Consider the following 18,014-nt stretch of genomic DNA (forward strand, 5'->3'; position numbering starts at 1 on the left):
TCGAGGGCATGACCTGCGAGCACTGCGTGCTGAGCGTGACCGAGGAACTCACCGAACTCGAGGGGGTGTCCGACGTCGCCGTCGCGCTCGTCCCCGGCGGTGCCTCGTCGGTGACCGTCACCTCGGACGCACCCGTCGACGCCGATGCGCTCCGCGGCGCGGTCGCCGAGGCGGGGTACGAGGTCGTGCCGTCGTGACGGACGGCATCGTCGAGCTCGACATCACGGGCATGACCTGCGCCTCGTGCGCGAACCGCATCGAACGGAAGCTCGGCAAGCTCCCCGGGGTCTCCGCCACCGTCAACTACGCCACCGAGAAGGCACAGGTGCAGGTCGCCGCGGACGGCCCCGCCGACCCCGCTGCCCTCATCGCCGCTGTCGAGTCCGCGGGCTACGGTGCGACCGTCCCCGCGCCGCCGGCCGACACGACGGCGCCGGACGACGACGCCGACGACCCGGCCGGAGCGCTGCGCCGACGACTCGTCGTGTCGACGGTCCTGGCCGTGCCGGTCGTCCTGCTCTCGATGGTGCCGGTCCTGCAGTTCCCGAACTGGCAGTGGCTCGCCCTGACGCTCGCCGCGCCCGTCGCGGTGTGGGGCGCGCTCCCGTTCCACCGTGCCGCGTGGGTGAACGCCCGACACGGTGCCGCGACCATGGACACCCTGGTCAGCGTGGGTGTGCTGGCGGCCTTCGGCTGGTCCCTCTACGCGCTCTTCTTCGGCGACGCCGGCACCACCGGCATGCACATGACGTTCTCGTGGATCGCGACCGACCCCGAGGCGACCGACCTGTACCTCGAGGTCGCCGCGGCCGTCACGGTGTTCATCCTGGCCGGCCGGTACATGGAGGCCCGCGCCAAGAAGCAGTCCGGGGCGGCACTCCGCGCCCTGCTCGAACTCGGCGCGAAGGAGGCCACGGTGCTGCGCGACGGCGTCGAGCAGCGTGTGCCCGCGTCGGCGCTCGTCGTCGGGGACGTCGTCGTCGTGCGGCCGGGGGAGCGGATCCCCAGCGACGGCCTCGTGCATGACGGGTCCTCGGCCGTCGACCGCAGCATGGTCACCGGTGAATCCGTCCCCGTCGAGGTCGGACCGGGCGATCGGGTGACCGGCGCGACGATCAACGTCGGCGGCCGGCTCGTGGTCGCCGTCACCCGCGTCGGCGCCGACACCGCGCTCGCCCGGATGGGACGGCTCGTCGAGGACGCGCAGACCGGCAAGGCCGACGTCCAACGCCTGGCCGACCGGGTCTCCGGCGTCTTCGTGCCGATCGTCATCGGGCTCGCCGTGCTGGCGTTCGTCGGCTGGCTCGTACTCGGCGGCTCGGTCACGGCGGCGTTCACCGCGGCCGTCGCCACGCTCATCATCGCCTGCCCGTGCGCCCTCGGACTCGCGACGCCGACCGCACTGCTCGTCGGCACCGGCCGCGGGTCCCAGCTCGGCATCCTGATCGGCGGCCCGCAGGTGCTCGAACGGACCCGTGGCGTCGACACCATCGTGCTCGACAAGACCGGCACCGTCACCACCGGCGAGATGACCCTTCGCGCCGTGACCTCGACGGACGCGACCCTCGACGCGGACGCCGTGCTCCGGCTCGCCGCCGCCGTCGAGCACGGATCGGAACACCCCGTGGCACGTGCGGTCGTACGGGCCGCGACGGCCCGCCAACTCGACGTCCCGACCGCAGAACAGTTCGACTCCACCCCCGGCGCTGGCGTGCAGGCCGTCGTGGACGGCGACGTCGTGCTCGTCGGCGGGACCCGCTGGCTCGCAGCGTCCTGGGCCGTCGTCGTGCCCGACGAGGCCTCGGCCGCGGTCACCGCCGCCGAGGCCGACGGGGGCACCGCGGTCGTCGTCGCGCGGAACGGCCGCGTGCTGGGCGTCGTGGTCGTCGGCGACACCGTGAAGCCCGAGGCCGCCGACGCGGTCGCGCGCTTCGTGGCCCTCGGCCTGCACCCCGTCCTGCTCACCGGCGACAACGACGGCGCCGCACGCGCCGTCGCCGCACAGGTCGGCATCGACGAAGTGCACGCCCGCGCCACCCCGGCCGGCAAACTCGACGCCGTCCGGGCCATGCAGGCGCAGGGACGGACCGTCGCCATGGTCGGTGACGGCGTCAACGACGCTGCCGCGCTCGCCGCGGCCGACCTCGGCATCGCGATGGGCGCCGGCACCGACGCCGCGATCGCGGCCAGCGACATCACGGTCGTGAGCGGTCGGCTCACCGTCGTCGCCGACGCCGTCCGGCTGTCGCGCGCCACGCTCGGCATCATCAAGGGCAACCTGTTCTGGGCCTTCGCGTACAACGTGGCGGCGATCCCGCTCGCGATGGCGGGGCTGCTCAACCCGGTGCTCGCCGGCGCCGCCATGGCGTTCTCGTCGGTGTTCGTCGTGACGAACAGCCTGCGGCTGCGGCGTTTCGCACCCCGGCCCTGAGACCGACCACCCGCCGGACGTGACGCGCGCAGCGAACGCACCCCGTGCCTCCCGTCCGGCGGTGCGCACCACGGTGCCGACGGCACTACGCTCGAAGACGGTCCGCGACGCACTGGTGCGGTGACCTGCGGGCTGTACGTCTCGAACGTGATCCCAGGAGGACCGAAGTGACCGAATCCGCTCCCGTCGACCCCACATCGACCGAAGGCTGGAAGAAGCTCGACAGCATCGCTGCCGGCTTCACCCCTGACCTGCGCGGGTGGTTCGACAGCGACCCCGGCCGTGCCGAGCAGTACACGTTCCAGGCCGCCGACCTGACCGTGGACCTGTCGAAGGGCCTCATCACCGAGGACGTCCTCGCCGCCCTGCTGCAGGTCGCGAAGGACACCGGCGTCGCCGAGCGCTTCCAGGCGATGCTCTCCGGCGAGCACATCAACGTCACCGAGGACCGCGCCGTCCTGCACACCGCGCTCCGCCGTCCGAAGGCGACCGAGGGGCTCGTCCCGGCGGCGCCGCTGACCGTCGACGGCCAGGACGTCGACGCCGACGTGCACGCCACGCTCGACAAGGTCTACGCGTTCGCATCGCAGGTGCGTGACGGCTCGTGGACCGGTGTCACCGGCAAGCGGATCGAGACCGTCGTCAACATCGGCATCGGCGGGTCCGACCTCGGCCCCGTCATGGTCTACGAAGCACTCAAGCCCTACGTCCAGGCCGGGCTCGAAGCCCGCTTCGTGTCGAACATCGACCCCGCGGACATCTACGAGAAGACCGTGGACCTCGACCCCGAGACCACGCTGTTCATCGTCGCGTCGAAGACCTTCGGCACCCTCGAGACCCTGACGAACGCGCGCCTCGCACGCCAGTGGCTGTGGGAGCGGCTCGGCCTGACCGACGCCGGTGACGACGAGAAGAAGAACGCCGTCGCGAAGCACTTCGTCGCCGTCTCCACCGCGCTCGACAAGGTCGAGGCCTTCGGCATCGACCCCGAGAACGCCTTCGGGTTCTGGGACTGGGTGGGCGGCCGCTACTCCGTCGACTCCGCGATCGGCACGAGCGTCATCGTCGCGATCGGCCAGGAGAACTGGGAGCAGTTCCTCGCCGGCTTCCACGCCATCGACGAGCACGTCCGCACCACGCCGCTCGAGCAGAACGTCCCGGTCCTGATGGGCCTGCTCAACGTCTGGTACACGAACTTCCTCGGTGCGCAGAGCCACGCGGTCCTGCCGTACACGCAGTACCTGCACCGCTTCGCCGCGTACCTGCAGCAGCTCACCATGGAGTCGAACGGCAAGCGCGTCCGCTGGGACGGCTCGCCCGTCACCACCGAGACCGGCGAGGTCTTCTGGGGCGAGCCCGGCACGAACGGCCAGCACGCGTTCTACCAGCTCATCCACCAGGGCACCCGCCTGATCCCGGCCGACTTCATCACGGTCGCGAACCCGGCCCGTCCGCTCAAGGACGAGACCGGCGACGGCAAGGGCGTCGCACCCGGCACCGACGTGCACACGCTGTTCCTGGCGAACTTCTTCGCGCAGACCAAGGCGCTGGCGTTCGGCAAGAGCGCCGACGAGGTCCGGGCCGAGGGCACCACCGACGAGGGGATCGTCGCGGCGCGCACCTTCCCGGGCAACAAGCCGACGACGTCGATCCTGGCGCCGGAGCTCACCCCGAGCGTGCTCGGCCAGCTCATCGCGCTCTACGAGCACATCGTGTTCACCGAGGGCACGATCTGGGGCATCGACTCGTTCGACCAGTGGGGCGTGGAGCTCGGCAAGCAGCTGGCGCTGCAGGTCACGCCCGCCGTCGAGGGCGACCAGGCCGCGCTCGACGCGCAGGACGCCTCGACCAAGGCGCTCATCGCGAAGTACCTGGAGCTGCGCAAGTAACGACGCACCCACCTGCGAGACGGGAGGCCCGTGGCGGATCCGCCACGGGCCTCCCGTCCGTCTGCCGGTCGCTGCCAAAGCGACAATTGCGCCCCACGGGGCGCCGTCAGGCCCGCGAAAGTGACAGATGTGCGCCGATGTTCCGCGGAAGAGTGTCGCTTTCGTGGAGGGGTCACCGCCGCGGTCAGCGGGCGAGCGGGTCGAGGTTGAGCGTCGTTCCCTCGTAGAGGTGCTGGTCCGTCCCGAACACCTGCACGCCCTCGTTGAGCCAGACGAGCGCCCGCACGCTGATGCCGAACCGCGCGGCGACGTCTCCGATGAGGTCGTCCGGCGCGACCGTGTACGACCGCGGTGCCCCGCCCGTCGTCGCGGTGACCGGACCGGTCGCGTTCGCCCGGGCGCCGGCGTCCTCCGGGTGCACGTTCGTCTGCCGCGCCGGGACGGACCACCGCACGGTCGTCACCGCGAGCACCTTGCCGGCCCCGATCTCGACCGGGGCCTCCTGCCCCGGAGCCGCCGCGGAGTAGGTCACGAGCGTGGTGAGGTGCGACGGGTCGACGCCGGAGCCGCTCAGCGGGACGTCCACCGCGGTTGCCGTGCTGGTCGGCCCACCGAGCGTCCGGTCGCCGACGCCGGGGTAGGTCAGGCCGTCGCCGACCGCGCGCGGCAGGTCGAACAGGCCGACCCCGACCGGCACCGGCAGGGTCGAGGTGAAGCCGGAGTACTGCGCGGTGAACGTGTCGTCGCCGACCGCGACCACGCGGAACCGGAAGTGCACGCTGCCCTTCGGTGACGCGACGTCACCCTGCGCGAGGACGGTCCCGGCGGGGATCGGCGTCAGCGTCGGAGCCGGAGCCGCCGACTCGGTCGGTTCCGGGGTCGGCGTGCGGGGGTGCGCCGACGACTCGAGGAGGTCACCCTCCGGATCGGCGTCGGGCGTCGGTGTCGGCGTGGCGGACGAGGTCGGCGTCGTCGCCGCGGTGGACGGGGCGGGGAGGGCTCGGTCCGACCCGCGCAGCAGCGAGCACCCCGAGAGCGCCACGGTGGCCGCGACGACGACCCCGATCGCGAGCGTCCGGTTCATGATTCCCCCTCAGCTCGATGCTAACCGCGCGGTGTCCCCGGGGCGAACGCAGCGCCTCCGTCCTGTGTCTGCAGACGTACCGCGGATCCTCCGTCGTCCACGACGAGTGATACCGTCGGTATCAACGAGAGCAGGTGGTCATGGGCGTCAGGGTGGTCCCCGGGCGACGCGGTGGGTCGGACCCCCGTCGACCCGACACCGAAGCCGTCGTGCGCGCGTTGGCCGGTCGGACCGACAGTGCGCCCGCGACCGTCCGTGCGGCGGTCGAGCGCGTCCTGCACAGTCGTGAGCAGCAACACCACGCCGAGATGGAACTGCGGCGCGGGATCTTCAAGCTCGCCGACCTCGGCGTCCCGCAGCGCGAGATCGCGAAGCTCGCCGGGATCTCCCAACCCGAGGTCTCGCGGCGGCTCTCCCGCCGGACCCTGACCACGAAGCGGCCGTCTCCGCGTGAGGTCATCTCCCGGCGCGAGGGTGGCCAGATCGACTCGGAGACGATGCTGCGCGAGCTGTCGTCGATGGCGTTGACGCACCGCACCCCGAAGCGTGGTGCGGCGTTCGACGGTGCCGCCTCGGCCACCGGCACCACCAAGGAACTCGCGGCGGCGTTCCAGGACGGCCTCCTGTCCGAGGTCGAGTACGAGACCGTCCGCCGGGCGATCGCCGAGCGGCAGACCCGCAAGCGCACCCGGTGACGGAGCTCCGCGACCGGGTGGCCGTCGAGCTGGGCCGTGCGCTCCGGGCCGACTCGCTCGACAACCCCTGGTCGGACACTGCCGGCGCGAGCACCAGGACGATCTACGCGCCGGACGGCTTCCTGTACGAGGCGAGCCGCCTGCGGTTCCACGAGTCCGTGCTCGAGGAACACCGCGCGCTGACCCCGTCGCCGGTCACCGACGGCTCGCTCGCGGTGGTCGTGACGGCCGGGCCGCCCGGGTCGGGGAAGTCGACCGCCCTGGAGCGGATGCCGGAGCTGTGCGGGTACCGGTCGATCGACGCCGACGAGTTCAAGGACCCGCTGCTCCTGCGCGCACAGGCGGACGGTCTGGTGGACCGGTGGACGGCTCGTCGCCTGGCCGACGACCGGCCGGTGCAGCTCCGTGAGATCGCCGGGTTCGTGCACGCCGAGTCGACCACCGTTGCCGACACGCTGCGCCGCCGCGCCCTCCGCAACGGCGAGAACGTCGTCGTGCACGGCACCCTGTCGAGCGTGGACTACCTCGACGACCTCCTCGCCGAGCTCGACGACGCCGGGTACGAGAAGCTGCGCATCGTCACCGTGGAGGTCCCGCTCGAGACGGCGATCGCGCAGGCGACCGATCGGTGGTGGAGCGTGCGTGATGCCGCCACGGATCCGCTCGGTGGTCGGTTCGTCCCCGAAGCAGCCATCCGTCGCTACTACCCGACCGGCTCGACCGAGTCGGTGTGCGGCGCGAACGCCCGGGTCCTCGGTGACCGGGCCGCCGACCTCGGCTGGGACGTGTCGATCGTCTGAGCGGTCGCCGGTGTCGGTCGGAACGGCTACCGTCGAAGCCATGGAGCGTTCGGAGATCCTCGCCGCGGCTGCCGCCGCGCACGCCGCCCGCATCGCAGAAGAAGGCGGTGACGACGGCGCTGCTCGTGAACGGGCGGAGAGTGTCCGGCGCCGGGCCGACGGCCTCACCGACCGGTACGACACGGTCGAGGGCGCGAGCGAGTCTGCTGCACGCGATGCCGCGCGCCGTCGAGCGGGCGAGGCCGACCGCGCGGCGTCCCGGACCGAGGGCGTGCTGTCCGACTGGCACCGCATGGGCACCCGACGCGGTGTGACGCCGGACGCCCAGGTGCGCACGGCGTGGACGGTCACCGGGGTGCCCGAACGCGGCGACGCCCGGGCGCTGGCGAACGTCCTGCTCTCGACCGCGGGGCACGCGGGCCGGGTGGCCGATGCCGCGCGACGCAACCCGGCGCTGTCCGGTGCCGCGAGTGCAGCTGCCCGACGGACCGTCCGGCGCTACACCGACCACGGCGCGGACATCGCGTCGCTCGGTGACGTGCTGGGGGACAGCCCGACGCCCGATGAGTCCTGATGCTCACCCGGAGTGCGTTGGACCGCTCCCGTCCTGATCAGGCGTTATGTGGACCGATCCAATCGTCCTGACGACAGAATGTCCAATTGACAGGACATGGATTCGGGTTACCATCGGTGCACGCACTGAAGCGCGATCACCGACGAAGGAGTCACCGAATGGTCGACATCAAGCCGACAGCCCCGACTGTCGCACTGCCCCCGATCGGGACCGGACCACACCGACGCCGCCTCGGCGTCCTGGCCCTGGTCGCCACGTTCGGCGGGCTGCTCTTCGGGTACGACACCGGTGTCATCAACGGTGCCCTGAACCCGATGAAGGCCGAACTCGGCCTCACGAACTTCACCGAGGGCGTCGTCACCAGCTCCCTGTTGTTCGGCGCCGCGATCGGTGCCATGCTCGGCGGCCGCATCGCCGACGGCTGGGGGCGTCGCAAAACGATCATCGCCCTCGCCGTGACGTTCTTCCTCGGCACCCTCATCTGCGTCTTCGCACCGACGTTCGGCGTCATCGTCGTCGGTCGTGTGCTCCTCGGCCTCGCAGTGGGTGGTGCATCGACGGTCGTCCCGGTGTTCCTCGCCGAATTCGCTCCGTACGAGATCCGGGGTTCGCTGTCCGGCCGCAACGAGCTCATGATCGTGATCGGGCAGCTCGCCGCGTTCGTGGTCAACGCCATCATCGGCAACCTGTGGGGTGAGGGCAACGGCGTCTGGCGCGTCATGCTGGCCGTCTGTGCACTCCCCGCGATCGCTCTTTTCGTCGGCATGCTCCGGGTGCCGGAGTCGCCGCGTTGGCTCGCGTCGAAGGGGCGCTACGACGAAGCGCTGTCCGTCCTGCAGCAGGTCCGCACCACGGAGCGTGCGACCGCCGAACTCGACGACATCAAGCGGAGCAACGACCTCGAGGCGCAGGCCGATCGGGTCAGCGGGTGGCAGACGTTGCGCGGCAACAAGTGGCTCATCCGCATCGTGCTCATCGGTGCCGGGCTCGGCGTCGCCCAGCAGCTCACCGGCATCAACTCGATCATGTACTACGGGCAGACCGTCCTCATCGAGTCCGGGTTCCAGGCGTCGGCGGCCCTCATCGCGAACATCGCCCCCGGTGTGATCGCCGTGGTCGGTGGCGTCATCGCGCTGTACAACATGGAGAAGATCAACCGCCGGACGACCCTGATCATCGGGTTCTCGCTGACGACGGTCTGCCACTTCCTGATCGGCATCGCCTCGGTCGCACTGCCCGAGGGCAACCCGGCCCGCCCGTGGGTGATCCTGTTCCTCGTCGTCGCGTTCGTCGGCTCGATGCAGACCTTCCTCAACATCGCCGTGTGGGTGGTGCTGTCGGAGATCTTCCCGACCCAGATCCGCGCGCTCGGCATGGGCATCTCGGTGTTCTGCCTCTGGATCGCGAACGCGTTCCTCGGGCTCTACTTCCCGACGATCGTCGCCGCGACCGGCATCACCGGGACGTTCTTCGGCTTCGGCATCGTCGGTCTGCTCGCGCTGCTCTTCATCTGGAAGTTCGTGCCGGAGAGCCGCGGTCGCACCCTCGAAGAGGTGGAAGAGGGCGTCACCACCGGCAACATCTTCACGGTCCCGCAGAAGGCGTCGCGCGGCTAGGTCGCGCACGTGGCGCGGTGATCGCGCGCACGGACGGACGGGAGGCCCGGTGCCAGCTGGCACCGGGCCTCCCGTCCGTCCTGTGGGCGCGCTACGGGCGCAGGAGCACCTTGCCGACGCGGCCGGCGGTGTCCGAGGCACGGACGGCGTCGCGGACGTCCTCGAACGCGAAGGTCTCGGCGACGGGGAGCGTCAGCGAGCCGTCGAGCACGCGGGTGATGAGCTCGCCGAAGAGCTGGCCCTTCGTCTCGGCGGGCATCGTCTTGCTGACGACGCTGCCCCAGAAGCCCTTCACGGTGAGCTGGCCGAAGATGACCTTGCCGGACGGGATCTCGAGCGTGGGCGAGGCCATCGCGCCGAAGACGACGAGGGTCGCGTTCTCGCCGAGCACGCTGGCGATGTCACCGGCGGCCTTGCCACCCACGGACTCGACACCGGCGACGATCGGGGCGCCTCCGGTGATCGCGGCGACCTGGTCCTTCCAGTCGTCCGCGTCGGTGGCGACGATGCGCTCGATGCCCTGCTCGCGCAGCTCCTCGACGCCGGCGGCGCGACGCACCAGGCCGATGACGTTGATGCCGCGGGCCGCGCCGAGCTGGGCGACCATGCGCCCGACGGCACCGTTCGCGGCGTTCTGGATGAGCCAGTCGCCCTCGTGCAGGTCGAGTGAGTGCAGCAGGCTGATGGCGCTGAACGGCATCGAGACGAGCTGTGCTGCGGCCTCGTCGGTCATGGCGTCCGGCACCGGGACGAGCCCGGCGGCGTTCGCGGTGTAGTACTCGGCCCAGACGCCGAAGGCACCGCCGGCGACGCGCTGGCCGACCGTCAGGTTCGTGACGCCCTCGCCCAGGGCCTCGACGACGCCGAGCGCCTCGGTGCCGGAGGCGGCGGGCAGCTCGGGCTTGAAGCCGTAGGTGCCGCGGACGGTCCACAGGTCGTGGTTGTGGATGGGGGAGAGGACCGTGCGGACGAGGACCTCGCCGGCGCCGGGCGTGGGGACCGGGCGCTCCTGGACGCCGAGGACCTCGGCGGGCTCGGCGAAGGTCTCGTGGACGACGGCGCGCATGGTGGTGGGGGTGGTGGTGCTCATGGGTCAGTCCTCCGAGACGACGATGGTGACGTCGATGTTGCCGCGGGTCGCGTTCGAGTACGGGCAGACCTGGTGGGCTGCGTCGGCGAGTGCCTGGGCCTGGTCGTGCTCCAGGCCGGGGATGACGACCTCGAGCATGACGGCGAGCTGGTAGCCGCCGTCGCCGTTCGGGCCGATCTGCACGCGGCCGCCGACGGACGAGTCGGTGATCTTCACCTTCTGGCTGCGGGCGACGCCCTGCAGTGCGGAGTGGAAGCAGGCGGCGTACCCGGCGGCGAAGAGCTGCTCGGGGTTGGCGCCGTTGCCGGAGCCACCCATCTCCTTCGGGATGGCGAGGTCGAACTCGACCGTGCCGTCGCTCGTGGCAACGTGGCCGTTGCGGCCTTCGCCGGTGGCCAGGGCCTCGGCGGTGTAGAGGGCTTCCATGGTGTTCCTTCCTTCGTGGGGTCAGTGGTCCGCGGCGGCGCGGTCGGGCGTCGCGGCGGTGTCGTTCGTGGCCGCGGCGTGCATCGTCTCGGTCAGCCGGTGCAGGGTCGCGATGAGCTCCGTGGCGGCCTGCTCGTCGGGGAGCCCCATGCCGGCGGCGATCGTCGCCGGGATGTGCGCGAGGTCGGCACGGATGGTGCGGCCGCGGTCGCCGAGCGTGATCGTCACGACGCGCTCGTCGGCGCTGCGGCGCTCGCGGCGGACGAGCTCGGACTGCTCCATGCGGCGGAGCAGGGGCGACAGGGTGCCGGAGTCGAGCTGCAGGTGGTCGCCGAGGCTCGAGACGGTCTGGTCACCCTCGATCCACAGGGTCACGAGCACCAGGTACTGCGGGTAGGTCAGTCCCCAGGGTTCGAGCAGCGAGCGGTACGCCTGCGTGGTCGCGCGGCTCGCTGCGTAGAGGGAGAAGCACACCATCTCGTCGGTCACGGGCATGCCACCAGGATCGCACGCAACTCGGTTGTGCACAACCCAACACGTGCTCCGGCCCGGACGGTTAGGCTGACGTGACCCACGATGACCAGCAGCGACCTCGACTCCACCACGACCCCCGGCTCCGGGACCGCGTCGTCCCACGGCAAGACGATCCTGATCGGTGAGCACGCCGTGGTCTACGGCGCACCCGCACTCGTCCTGCCGGTGCTCGACGCCCGGGTCGTCGCGACCGTGAGCCCCGTCACCGCCGGCGTCGACGAGGCCACCGGCACGGTCGTGGGGCACACCCTCGAGTCCACGGTGCACACCGGCCCCCTCGACCTCGCACCTGCTGCCGTGATGCCGACCGTCACCGCCGTCACCGCGACCCTGCGGCACTTCGGGGTGACCGACCGGCACTTCCACGTCCGGGTCGACAGCGAGGTCCCGACCGCCCGGGGCATGGGGTCGAGCGCAGCGGTCGCCGCCGCCGTGACGGCAGCCGTCGCGGACGCCCTCGGCGAGACCCTCGACGCCGAGACCCACCACGACCTCATCCAGGAGTGCGAGCGGGTCGCCCACGGCCGTCCGTCGGGACTCGACGCCCGCGGTGTCGTCGCCGCGGTGCCGGTCTGGTTCGAGGGTGGCCGCATCGAGCCCGTCGCCCTCGGGGCCCGCTTCACCTTCGTCGTCGCCGACACCGGTGTCCCCGGCCACACCCGGCAGGCGGTCGCGGCCGTGCGGGAACGGCACGACCAGGACCCGGTCGCCGTCGACGCGGTCATCGACCGGATCGGCACGCTCGCACGGCGGGCACGGGGGACACTCGAGGCTGGCGACGCACAGGGGCTCGGTGCCACGATGGACGCCGCGCACGATCTGCTCAGCGCACTCGACGTGTCGAGTGCCGACCTGGACCGGCTCGTCGACGCCGCACGAGCTGCGGACGCCCTCGGCGCGAAGCTGACCGGCGGCGGGCGGGGCGGGTGCGTGCTCGCACTCGCCGCGGACGACGACCACGCGGACCGCATCGCGGCCGCACTCCGCGGCGCAGGGGCCGCAGCCACCTGGACCACCACGATCGGAGCCCGCGCTTGATGACCGCCACCGCCGTCGCGCACCCCAACATCGCCCTCGTCAAGTACTGGGGCAAGGCGGACGCGCAGCTCGCGCTGCCCGCCACGGGCAGCGTCTCCATGGGCCTCGACGTGTTCCCGACGACGACGACCGTCACGCTGGACGGCGGGTCCGGCACCGGCCAGGAGGCCCGTGACCGGTTCACGCTGAACGGTCACGTCGTCGAGGACGGCGCCCTGGTGCGCGTGCAGCAGTTCCTCGACCTCGTGCGGGAGCTCGCCGGCAGCGACGCCCGCGCGTCCGTCGTGTCCGAGAACACCGTGCCGACCGGTGCTGGACTTGCCTCGAGCGCGTCGGGGTTCGCGGCGCTCGCCACCGCGGCCTCGGCGGCGTACGGCCTCGACCTGTCCCCGCGCGACCTGTCCCGCCTGGCCCGACGCGGCTCGGGGTCGGCCACGCGGTCGATCCCCGGCGGTGTCGCCGTGTGGCACGCCGGCGACGACCAGGGGTCCTTCGCCGAGCCGATCCCGGCACCGCCGATGGCCATGGTGGTCGTGACGATCGACGCCGGACCGAAGCCCATCGGTTCGCGCGAGGCGATGCGCCGCACCATCGCCACGTCGCCGTTCTACCCGGCGTGGGTCACGTCGACCACCGAGACCGTCGGCGACATGCTCGACGCCTGCGCAGCCGGCGACTTCACGCGCATCGGCGAGATCACCGAGAGCAACGCGCTGCGCATGCACGCCACGATCGAGGGCGCCTTCCCGCCCATCCGCTACCTCAACGCGCGCAGCGTCGCCGTGTTCGACGCCGTGGGCGAACTCCGCGCCGCCGGGCTCGAGGCCTACGCCACCGCCGACGCCGGCCCGAACGTGGTCGTGCTCTGCCGGCCCGAGGACCGCTCCGCCGTGGCCACCGCGCTGGCGTCCTTCGGCGACGTCATCGAGTCCGGCACCGGACCTGCCGCTCGGGTGCTCCGCTCCGAAGAGATCGGGGTCGCCGCAGCGAGCGACAGCCCCGACCAGAAGGAGTCCGTGCAGTGATCGAGTTCCGCGCCCACGGCAAGCTGTTCGTCGCCGGCGAGTACGCCGTCGTCGAGCCCGGCCAGCCGTCCGTCCTCATCGCCCTCGACCGCGCCATCACGGCACGCGTGTCCGAGGCGCACGGTGCGGGCAGCGTGCACTCGGAGGAGTACGGCCACCTGCCGCTGACGTGGACGCGCGACGAAGACGGCCTCGCCCTGGACCGCGAGCACCACCCCTACGACTACGTGATGGCGACGATCGACCTCGTCGAGAAGCTCCGCGCCGAGCGGGGGATCGCCCCGCGCTTCCACGACCTGCGGATCGAGAGCCAGCTCGACGACGCCAGCGGCCGGAAGTTCGGGCTCGGGTCCTCGGCGGCGGTGACCGTCGCGACCGTCGGTGCCCTCGACCGTTTCTACGGCATCGGCCTGACGCAGCGGCAGCGCTTCCAGGTCGCCCTGCTCGCCACCATCCGGGTGAACCCGCGGGCGTCCGGCGGGGACCTCGCCGCGAGCACCTTCGGTGGGTGGCTGCGCTACAGCGCCCCGGACCGCGACCACCTCGCGTCGTTCGTCGACGAGCGCCGCGTGTCCGACATCCTCACCGACGCCGCCGCGTGGGCGGGCTTCGACGTCCAGCGGCTGCCGGCCCCCGAGAACCTGCAGCTCCTGGTCGGCTGGACCGGCTCGCCGGCCTCGACCACGAAGCTCGTCGGTGTGGTGCGTCGGCACCGCAACGGCGGGTACCAGGCGTTCCTCGACGAGAGCCGCAGCTGCGTCGACGACCTGACCACGGGCCTCCAGACCGGCGACGCAGAGCAGACGCTCGACGCGCTCCGACGTGCCCGGGTGCTGATGCAGCGCCTCGGCGACTCGGTCGGGTCGAAGATCGAGACCGAACGCCTCGCGACCCTGTGCGACGTCGTCGAGGCGGCCGGCGGAGCGGCGAAGCCGTCCGGCGCCGGCGGCGGCGACTGCGGCATCGCACTCGTCCCCGCGGACATCGACCCCGCCGGCATCCACCGCGCCTGGGAGGCGCACGACATCAGACACCTCAGCGTCGCGGTGCGAGCACCAGAAGGAGCCCTCGATGAGTGACCTGCTCACGCCGATCCCGACCAAGTGGGTCGGACCGATCCGCATCAGCGGCAACGCGGTCCAGGGCGAGCACGAGGTCCCGCTCGCCACGTACGAGTCGCCGCTCTGGCCGTCCGTCGGCCGCGGCGCCCGCATCTCGCGCATGGTCGACGACGGCATCGTCGCGACCGTCGTCGACGAGCGCATGACCCGCTCGGTCGTCGTCCGCGCGGCCAGTGCCGCCGCGGCGCACGTCGCTGCGGGGCAGATCCTCGCGCGACAGGACGAGCTCGAGGCGCTGGTCGCCGGGCAGAGCCGGTTCGCGAAGCTCATCGAGGTGCACCCCGAGATCGTCGGTGACCTGCTGTTCCTGCGGTTCGCGTTCACGACCGGTGACGCCTCCGGTCACAACATGGTCACGCAGGCGGCGGACAAGCTCCTGCCCGCGATCCTGGCGTGGCAGCCGGGCCTGCGCTACGTGTCCGTCTCGGGCAACTTCTGCACCGACAAGAAGGCCAGCGCGGTGAACGGCATCCGTGGTCGTGGCCGCAACACCATCGCCGAGATCGTGATCCCCGGCGAGATCGTCGAGAAGCGCCTGCGGTCGAGCACCGAACGCATCGTCGAACTGAACATCGCGAAGAACCTCATCGGCTCGACCATCGCCGGGGCGCTCCGCTCCGCGAACGCGCACTACGCGAACATGCTGCTCGGCTTCTACCTGGCCACCGGGCAGGACGCCGCGAACATCGTCGAGGGCTCGCAGGGCATCACGAGTGCCGAGAACCGCGACGGGGACCTGTACTTCGCCACCTCGCTGCCGCACCTGATCGTCGGCACGGTCGGCAACGGCAAGGGCGGGGACCTGCCCGTCGTCGAGGATGCCCTCGTGCGCCTCGGCTGCCGCGAGGACCGCGAGCCCGGTGCGAACGCCCGTCGTCTCGCCGCCCTGTGCGCCGCCACGGTGCTGTGCGGGGAGCTCTCGCTCCTCGCCGCCCAGACGAACCCGGGTGAGCTGATGGCCGCCCACGTCGCCATGGAGCGACGGGGCACGAAGCCGGCCGGGGGCGCAGCATGACGCGCATCGGCATCCACGACATCGCCATCGCGACCGGGCACCACGTGCTCGAGCTCGACGACCTGGCCGAGCGCCTCGGCGTCGACCCGGCGAAGTACCACGTCGGCATCGGCCAGGACGCCTTCAGCGTGCCCGCCCCGGACGAGGACATCGTCACGATGGGGGCCGCCGCGGCCAAGGAGGTCATCGACCGCCACGGTGTCGAGGGCATCCGCACCGTCCTGTTCGCCACCGAGTCCGGCGTCGACCAGTCCAAGGCCGCCGGCGTCTTCGTGCACGGGCTGCTCGGCCTGCCGAAGAACGTCCGCGTCGTCGAGCTGAAGCAGGCCTGCTACGGCGGGATGGCCGCCGTGCAGCTCGCCCTCGGCATCATCGCCCGGGCACCGCACGAGCGTGTGCTCGTGATCGCCGCCGACGTCGCCCGCTACGACGTCGACACCGCCGCCGAGCCCACGCAGGGTGCCGGTGCGGCCGCGATCCTGGTGTCCGCCGACCCCGACCTCATCGAGATCGAGCCGGCCGCCGGCGTCTTCACCGCGGACGTCGACGACTTCTGGCGCCCGAACGACCGCTCCACCGCGCTGGTCGACGGCCGCCTGTCCGTCAGCGCCTACGTCGACGCCTTCGTGGGCGCGTGGGACGACCTCGCCGAGCAGGGCGGGCCGGCATACGAGGACATCGTGCGCTTCGTCCACCACCAGCCGTTCACGAAGATGGCGCTCAAGGCACACCGGAAGCTGACGCAGCACGTGGGCGTGCCGTTCGACGAGTCGGAGCTGTTCGTCGGATTCACGTACAACAAGCAGACCGGCAACACGTACACGGCGTCGCTCTGGATCGGGCTCGCCGCGCTCCTCGACCTCGACGAGGACCTGGCGGGTGAGCGCATCGCCCTGTTCAGCTACGGCTCGGGCAGCGTCGGCGAGCTCCTCACCGGCATCGTGCAGCCGTCCTACCGTGAGCACCGTCGCGTCGGCCGGGTCCGGCAGCTGCTCTCGGCCCGCGTTCCGCTGACCGTGGACGCATACCGCGAGCTGCACGCGACCGGCGCCGCGACGAGCGACGACGTCGAGCGTCCGCGCGTCACGGCAGGGCCGTACCGCTTCGCCGGGGTGCGCGGCGGCGCGCGCCACTACGAGGCGTCCTGAGACGCACCGCGTGACGGACGGGAGGCCCGTGGCGGCCCCGCCACGGGCCTCCCGTCCGTCCGCTGGTCACGTGGCGGACAGGACCTCGCGTTCCAGACGCTGGTAGCTGGTCTCCATGCCGACGGTCATGCCGGTCGCCAGGATCATGTCGCGCTGCGTCTGGTCGGGGTAGGTGATGCGCAGCGTCAGGAGGGTGACGCCGTCGGCCTCGTCGAACTGCAGGTCGTTCGTGTTCGGCGGGAACGGCGCACCGGTCATCCGCTCGGTCGACACCATCCGCCGCTCCGGTTCCACGACGAGGTTCTCGCCCTCGAACCCGAACGGCTCGCCCTCGGTGTCACCCGTCGGCGCCCACGCCTGCCGGAACGTGCCACCCGGCGTCAGGTCGTTCTCGTACACCGTCATCTCCCACCCGTCCGGTCCGAGCAACCACTGCCGGACGAGCTCGGGCTCGGTGTGCGCCCGCCACAGCAGGTGGCGTGGTGCTGCGAAGGCCCGCGTGATGCGGACGTGGGTGTCGTCGACGAGCTCGGTGACGGTGCCCTTGCCCAGGGCGTACTCGCGCAGGTCGGCGAGGACAGCGTCGAGCTGCCCGAAGGCCTGCTCGTAGCCCTCGACCATGCCCATGTCCACCATGGTCTCGAGGTCGGCGGTGGACCCGAACGACGACCGGACGGTCACACGCGACCCGGTACCGACGGTCTCGAACGACAGGACGGTCTCGCTTGCCGGCAACGCGTCGTCGACCTCGCCGTCCGCGTCGGTGAAGAGGTCGCGGAACACGATGCGGTGTGGCTCGTCGACCTCGGTGACCTGCCAGACGGCGTGGAACCGCTCGCCCTGTGGTGAGGTCATCCGGTAGTCGGCGCGGCCGCCGGGCCGCAGGTCGAACGAGGTGAAGGTGGCGGGGAAGCCGGGCGGACCCCAGAAGCGTTCGAGCTGACGGGGATCGGCGAAGGCGCCCCAGAGGCGCTCGACCGGGACGGGGAACTCGGCGACGAGCGTCAGCGCGAGGGCCTCGGGATCGGTGTGGACGGACGTGGTGGGCATCATTGCTCCTTGTCGGTGTCGAGCAGGGTGTCGAGGCGGTCGAGCCGGCCCCGCCAGAGGTCGCCGTAGGCGTCGAGCAGGTCGCGCACCCGGGCGAGCTGCCCCGGTTCGGCGCGCACGATGCGGGTGCGGCCGCGTGCTTCCTTGCTCACGAGTCCGGCTCCTTCGAGGACGGCGACGTGCTTCTGGACGGCGGCGAACGACATCGAGTACGCGTCCGCGAGGTCACTGACGGACGAGGACCCGACGAGCGTGCGTCGGACGATGTCACGACGGGTCGCGTCGGCCAGTGCGTGGAACACCCGGTCGACCTCGGCGTCGGACAGTGCAATTCGTACAACCATTTGGTTGTACGTTACGACTGTCCACCCTCGTGCGCAAGGGGGACGTGCAGGTAGTCTGTCCGCGGAGATCGAAAGGGGCGATGCCAGTGGGCTCGAGCGCGTCGGACACCGTCAGTGCCCTCGTCGCGACCCTT

Annotated in this window: 18 protein-coding genes; 12 read left to right on the forward strand and 6 right to left on the reverse strand. The window is 71.6% G+C overall.

Annotated elements, in window-relative coordinates; translation table 11 throughout:
• Positions 1-8 precede the first annotated feature (8 nt).
• The 3 genes from EDF48_RS12640 (at position 9) to pgi (ending at position 4,320) form a co-directional block, all read left to right on the forward strand.
• Positions 9-197 carry a heavy metal-associated domain-containing protein gene (locus tag EDF48_RS12640; protein ID WP_123292282.1) on the forward strand — a complete coding sequence of 63 codons (189 nt, stop codon included), beginning with the start codon at positions 9-11 and terminating at the stop codon, positions 195-197.
• Positions 194-2,431, forward strand: a complete 2,238-nt coding sequence (locus EDF48_RS12645) for a heavy metal translocating P-type ATPase (protein ID WP_131880383.1) — start codon at positions 194-196, stop codon at positions 2,429-2,431. The genes EDF48_RS12640 and EDF48_RS12645 overlap by 4 nt, the downstream gene beginning before the upstream one ends.
• Positions 2,432-2,598: 167 nt before the next feature.
• Positions 2,599-4,320, forward strand: a complete 1,722-nt coding sequence (gene pgi, locus EDF48_RS12650) for a glucose-6-phosphate isomerase (RefSeq protein WP_131880385.1) — start codon at positions 2,599-2,601, stop codon at positions 4,318-4,320.
• Positions 4,321-4,504: 184 nt separating this feature from the next.
• Here the strand turns inward: pgi and EDF48_RS12655 are convergent, their stop codons facing one another.
• Positions 4,505-5,404, reverse strand: a complete 900-nt coding sequence (locus tag EDF48_RS12655) for a LysM domain-containing protein (protein ID WP_131880387.1) — start codon at positions 5,402-5,404, stop codon at positions 4,505-4,507.
• Positions 5,405-5,544: 140 nt separating this feature from the next.
• On the opposite strand from EDF48_RS12655, the gene EDF48_RS12660 reads away from it, so the two are divergent.
• The 4 genes from EDF48_RS12660 to EDF48_RS12675 all read left to right on the forward strand — a co-directional run bounded on the left by EDF48_RS12660 (position 5,545) and on the right by EDF48_RS12675 (position 9,089).
• Positions 5,545-6,099: a hypothetical protein gene (locus tag EDF48_RS12660; RefSeq protein ID WP_131880389.1), complete on the forward strand. Its 555-nt coding sequence runs from the start codon at positions 5,545-5,547 to the stop codon at positions 6,097-6,099.
• On the forward strand, positions 6,096-6,899 hold the full coding sequence (locus EDF48_RS12665) for a zeta toxin family protein (RefSeq protein ID WP_123338485.1): 804 nt from the start codon (positions 6,096-6,098) through the stop codon (positions 6,897-6,899). The genes EDF48_RS12660 and EDF48_RS12665 overlap by 4 nt, the downstream gene beginning before the upstream one ends.
• 40 nt (positions 6,900-6,939) lie before the next feature.
• Complete coding sequence (locus EDF48_RS12670; RefSeq protein WP_123938435.1) at positions 6,940-7,473, forward strand: hypothetical protein; 534 nt, start codon at positions 6,940-6,942, stop codon at positions 7,471-7,473.
• 158 nt (positions 7,474-7,631) lie between these two features.
• Positions 7,632-9,089, forward strand: a complete 1,458-nt coding sequence (locus EDF48_RS12675; RefSeq protein WP_131880391.1) for a sugar porter family MFS transporter — start codon at positions 7,632-7,634, stop codon at positions 9,087-9,089.
• A 91-nt stretch (positions 9,090-9,180) separates the two neighbouring features.
• On the opposite strand, the gene EDF48_RS12680 is transcribed toward EDF48_RS12675, so the two are convergent.
• From EDF48_RS12680 to EDF48_RS12690, 3 genes are read right to left on the reverse strand one after another with little or no spacing between them, the layout of a single operon-like run.
• Positions 9,181-10,155: a zinc-binding dehydrogenase gene (locus EDF48_RS12680; protein WP_131880631.1), complete on the reverse strand. Its 975-nt coding sequence runs from the start codon at positions 10,153-10,155 to the stop codon at positions 9,181-9,183.
• A 27-nt stretch (positions 10,156-10,182) separates the two neighbouring features.
• Entirely contained in the window at positions 10,183-10,605 is a 423-nt protein-coding gene (locus EDF48_RS12685) for an organic hydroperoxide resistance protein (RefSeq protein WP_123291776.1), read from the reverse strand.
• Positions 10,606-10,626: 21 nt separating this feature from the next.
• A complete protein-coding gene (locus tag EDF48_RS12690) occupies positions 10,627-11,100 on the reverse strand; it encodes a MarR family transcriptional regulator (RefSeq protein WP_185020884.1) in 474 nt (157 codons plus the stop codon).
• Between the two features lie 81 nt (positions 11,101-11,181).
• On the opposite strand from EDF48_RS12690, the gene mvk reads away from it, so the two are divergent.
• From mvk to EDF48_RS12715, 5 genes are read left to right on the forward strand one after another with little or no spacing between them, the layout of a single operon-like run.
• Positions 11,182-12,177 (forward strand): mevalonate kinase, encoded by a 996-nt coding sequence (mvk, locus tag EDF48_RS12695; protein ID WP_131880393.1) that lies wholly within the window; start codon positions 11,182-11,184, stop codon positions 12,175-12,177.
• The gene (mvaD, locus tag EDF48_RS12700) at positions 12,177-13,202 is read left to right on the forward strand and encodes a diphosphomevalonate decarboxylase (protein ID WP_243648866.1); all 1,026 of its coding nucleotides are present in this window, start codon (positions 12,177-12,179) and stop codon (positions 13,200-13,202) included. Before mvk ends, mvaD begins: the two co-directional genes overlap by 1 nt.
• Positions 13,199-14,281 carry a phosphomevalonate kinase gene (locus EDF48_RS12705; protein WP_123291779.1) on the forward strand — a complete coding sequence of 361 codons (1,083 nt, stop codon included), beginning with the start codon at positions 13,199-13,201 and terminating at the stop codon, positions 14,279-14,281. The genes mvaD and EDF48_RS12705 overlap by 4 nt, the downstream gene beginning before the upstream one ends.
• On the forward strand, positions 14,274-15,338 hold the full coding sequence (locus EDF48_RS12710; RefSeq protein ID WP_123291780.1) for a hydroxymethylglutaryl-CoA reductase: 1,065 nt from the start codon (positions 14,274-14,276) through the stop codon (positions 15,336-15,338). The genes EDF48_RS12705 and EDF48_RS12710 overlap by 8 nt, the downstream gene beginning before the upstream one ends.
• Positions 15,335-16,486 (forward strand): hydroxymethylglutaryl-CoA synthase, encoded by a 1,152-nt coding sequence (locus tag EDF48_RS12715; protein WP_131880397.1) that lies wholly within the window; start codon positions 15,335-15,337, stop codon positions 16,484-16,486. Before EDF48_RS12710 ends, EDF48_RS12715 begins: the two co-directional genes overlap by 4 nt.
• Before the next feature lie 66 nt (positions 16,487-16,552).
• On the opposite strand, the gene EDF48_RS12720 is transcribed toward EDF48_RS12715, so the two are convergent.
• Both EDF48_RS12720 and EDF48_RS12725 read right to left on the reverse strand, forming a co-directional pair.
• Entirely contained in the window at positions 16,553-17,536 is a 984-nt protein-coding gene (locus EDF48_RS12720; protein ID WP_131880399.1) for an SRPBCC family protein, read from the reverse strand.
• Positions 17,536-17,880, reverse strand: coding sequence for a metalloregulator ArsR/SmtB family transcription factor (locus EDF48_RS12725; RefSeq protein ID WP_123291783.1), 345 nt, complete (start codon positions 17,878-17,880; stop codon positions 17,536-17,538). The genes EDF48_RS12720 and EDF48_RS12725 overlap by 1 nt, the downstream gene beginning before the upstream one ends.
• Between the last annotated feature and the right edge of the window lie 134 nt (positions 17,881-18,014).

Origin of the sequence: Curtobacterium sp. PhB191, assembly GCF_004346515.1 — a bacterium.
Lineage (GTDB): Bacteria > Actinomycetota > Actinomycetes > Actinomycetales > Microbacteriaceae > Curtobacterium.

Coding starts and splice junctions, on each gene's coding strand:
- EDF48_RS12655 (WP_131880387.1), bottom strand. CDS start 5,404: ATGAACCGGACGCTCGCGATCGGGGTCGTCGTCGCGGCCACCGTGGCG.
- EDF48_RS12685 (WP_123291776.1), bottom strand. CDS start 10,605: ATGGAAGCCCTCTACACCGCCGAGGCCCTGGCCACCGGCGAAGGCCGC.
- EDF48_RS12715 (WP_131880397.1), top strand. CDS start 15,335: ATGACGCGCATCGGCATCCACGACATCGCCATCGCGACCGGGCACCAC.
- EDF48_RS12690 (WP_185020884.1), bottom strand. CDS start 11,100: ATGCCCGTGACCGACGAGATGGTGTGCTTCTCCCTCTACGCAGCGAGC.
- mvk (WP_131880393.1), top strand. CDS start 11,182: ATGACCAGCAGCGACCTCGACTCCACCACGACCCCCGGCTCCGGGACC.
- EDF48_RS12720 (WP_131880399.1), bottom strand. CDS start 17,536: ATGCCCACCACGTCCGTCCACACCGATCCCGAGGCCCTCGCGCTGACG.
- EDF48_RS12710 (WP_123291780.1), top strand. CDS start 14,274: ATGAGTGACCTGCTCACGCCGATCCCGACCAAGTGGGTCGGACCGATC.
- mvaD (WP_243648866.1), top strand. CDS start 12,177: ATGACCGCCACCGCCGTCGCGCACCCCAACATCGCCCTCGTCAAGTAC.
- EDF48_RS12725 (WP_123291783.1), bottom strand. CDS start 17,880: ATGGTTGTACGAATTGCACTGTCCGACGCCGAGGTCGACCGGGTGTTC.
- EDF48_RS12680 (WP_131880631.1), bottom strand. CDS start 10,155: ATGCGCGCCGTCGTCCACGAGACCTTCGCCGAGCCCGCCGAGGTCCTC.
- EDF48_RS12660 (WP_131880389.1), top strand. CDS start 5,545: ATGGGCGTCAGGGTGGTCCCCGGGCGACGCGGTGGGTCGGACCCCCGT.
- EDF48_RS12640 (WP_123292282.1), top strand. CDS start 9: ATGACCTGCGAGCACTGCGTGCTGAGCGTGACCGAGGAACTCACCGAA.
- EDF48_RS12675 (WP_131880391.1), top strand. CDS start 7,632: ATGGTCGACATCAAGCCGACAGCCCCGACTGTCGCACTGCCCCCGATC.
- EDF48_RS12670 (WP_123938435.1), top strand. CDS start 6,940: ATGGAGCGTTCGGAGATCCTCGCCGCGGCTGCCGCCGCGCACGCCGCC.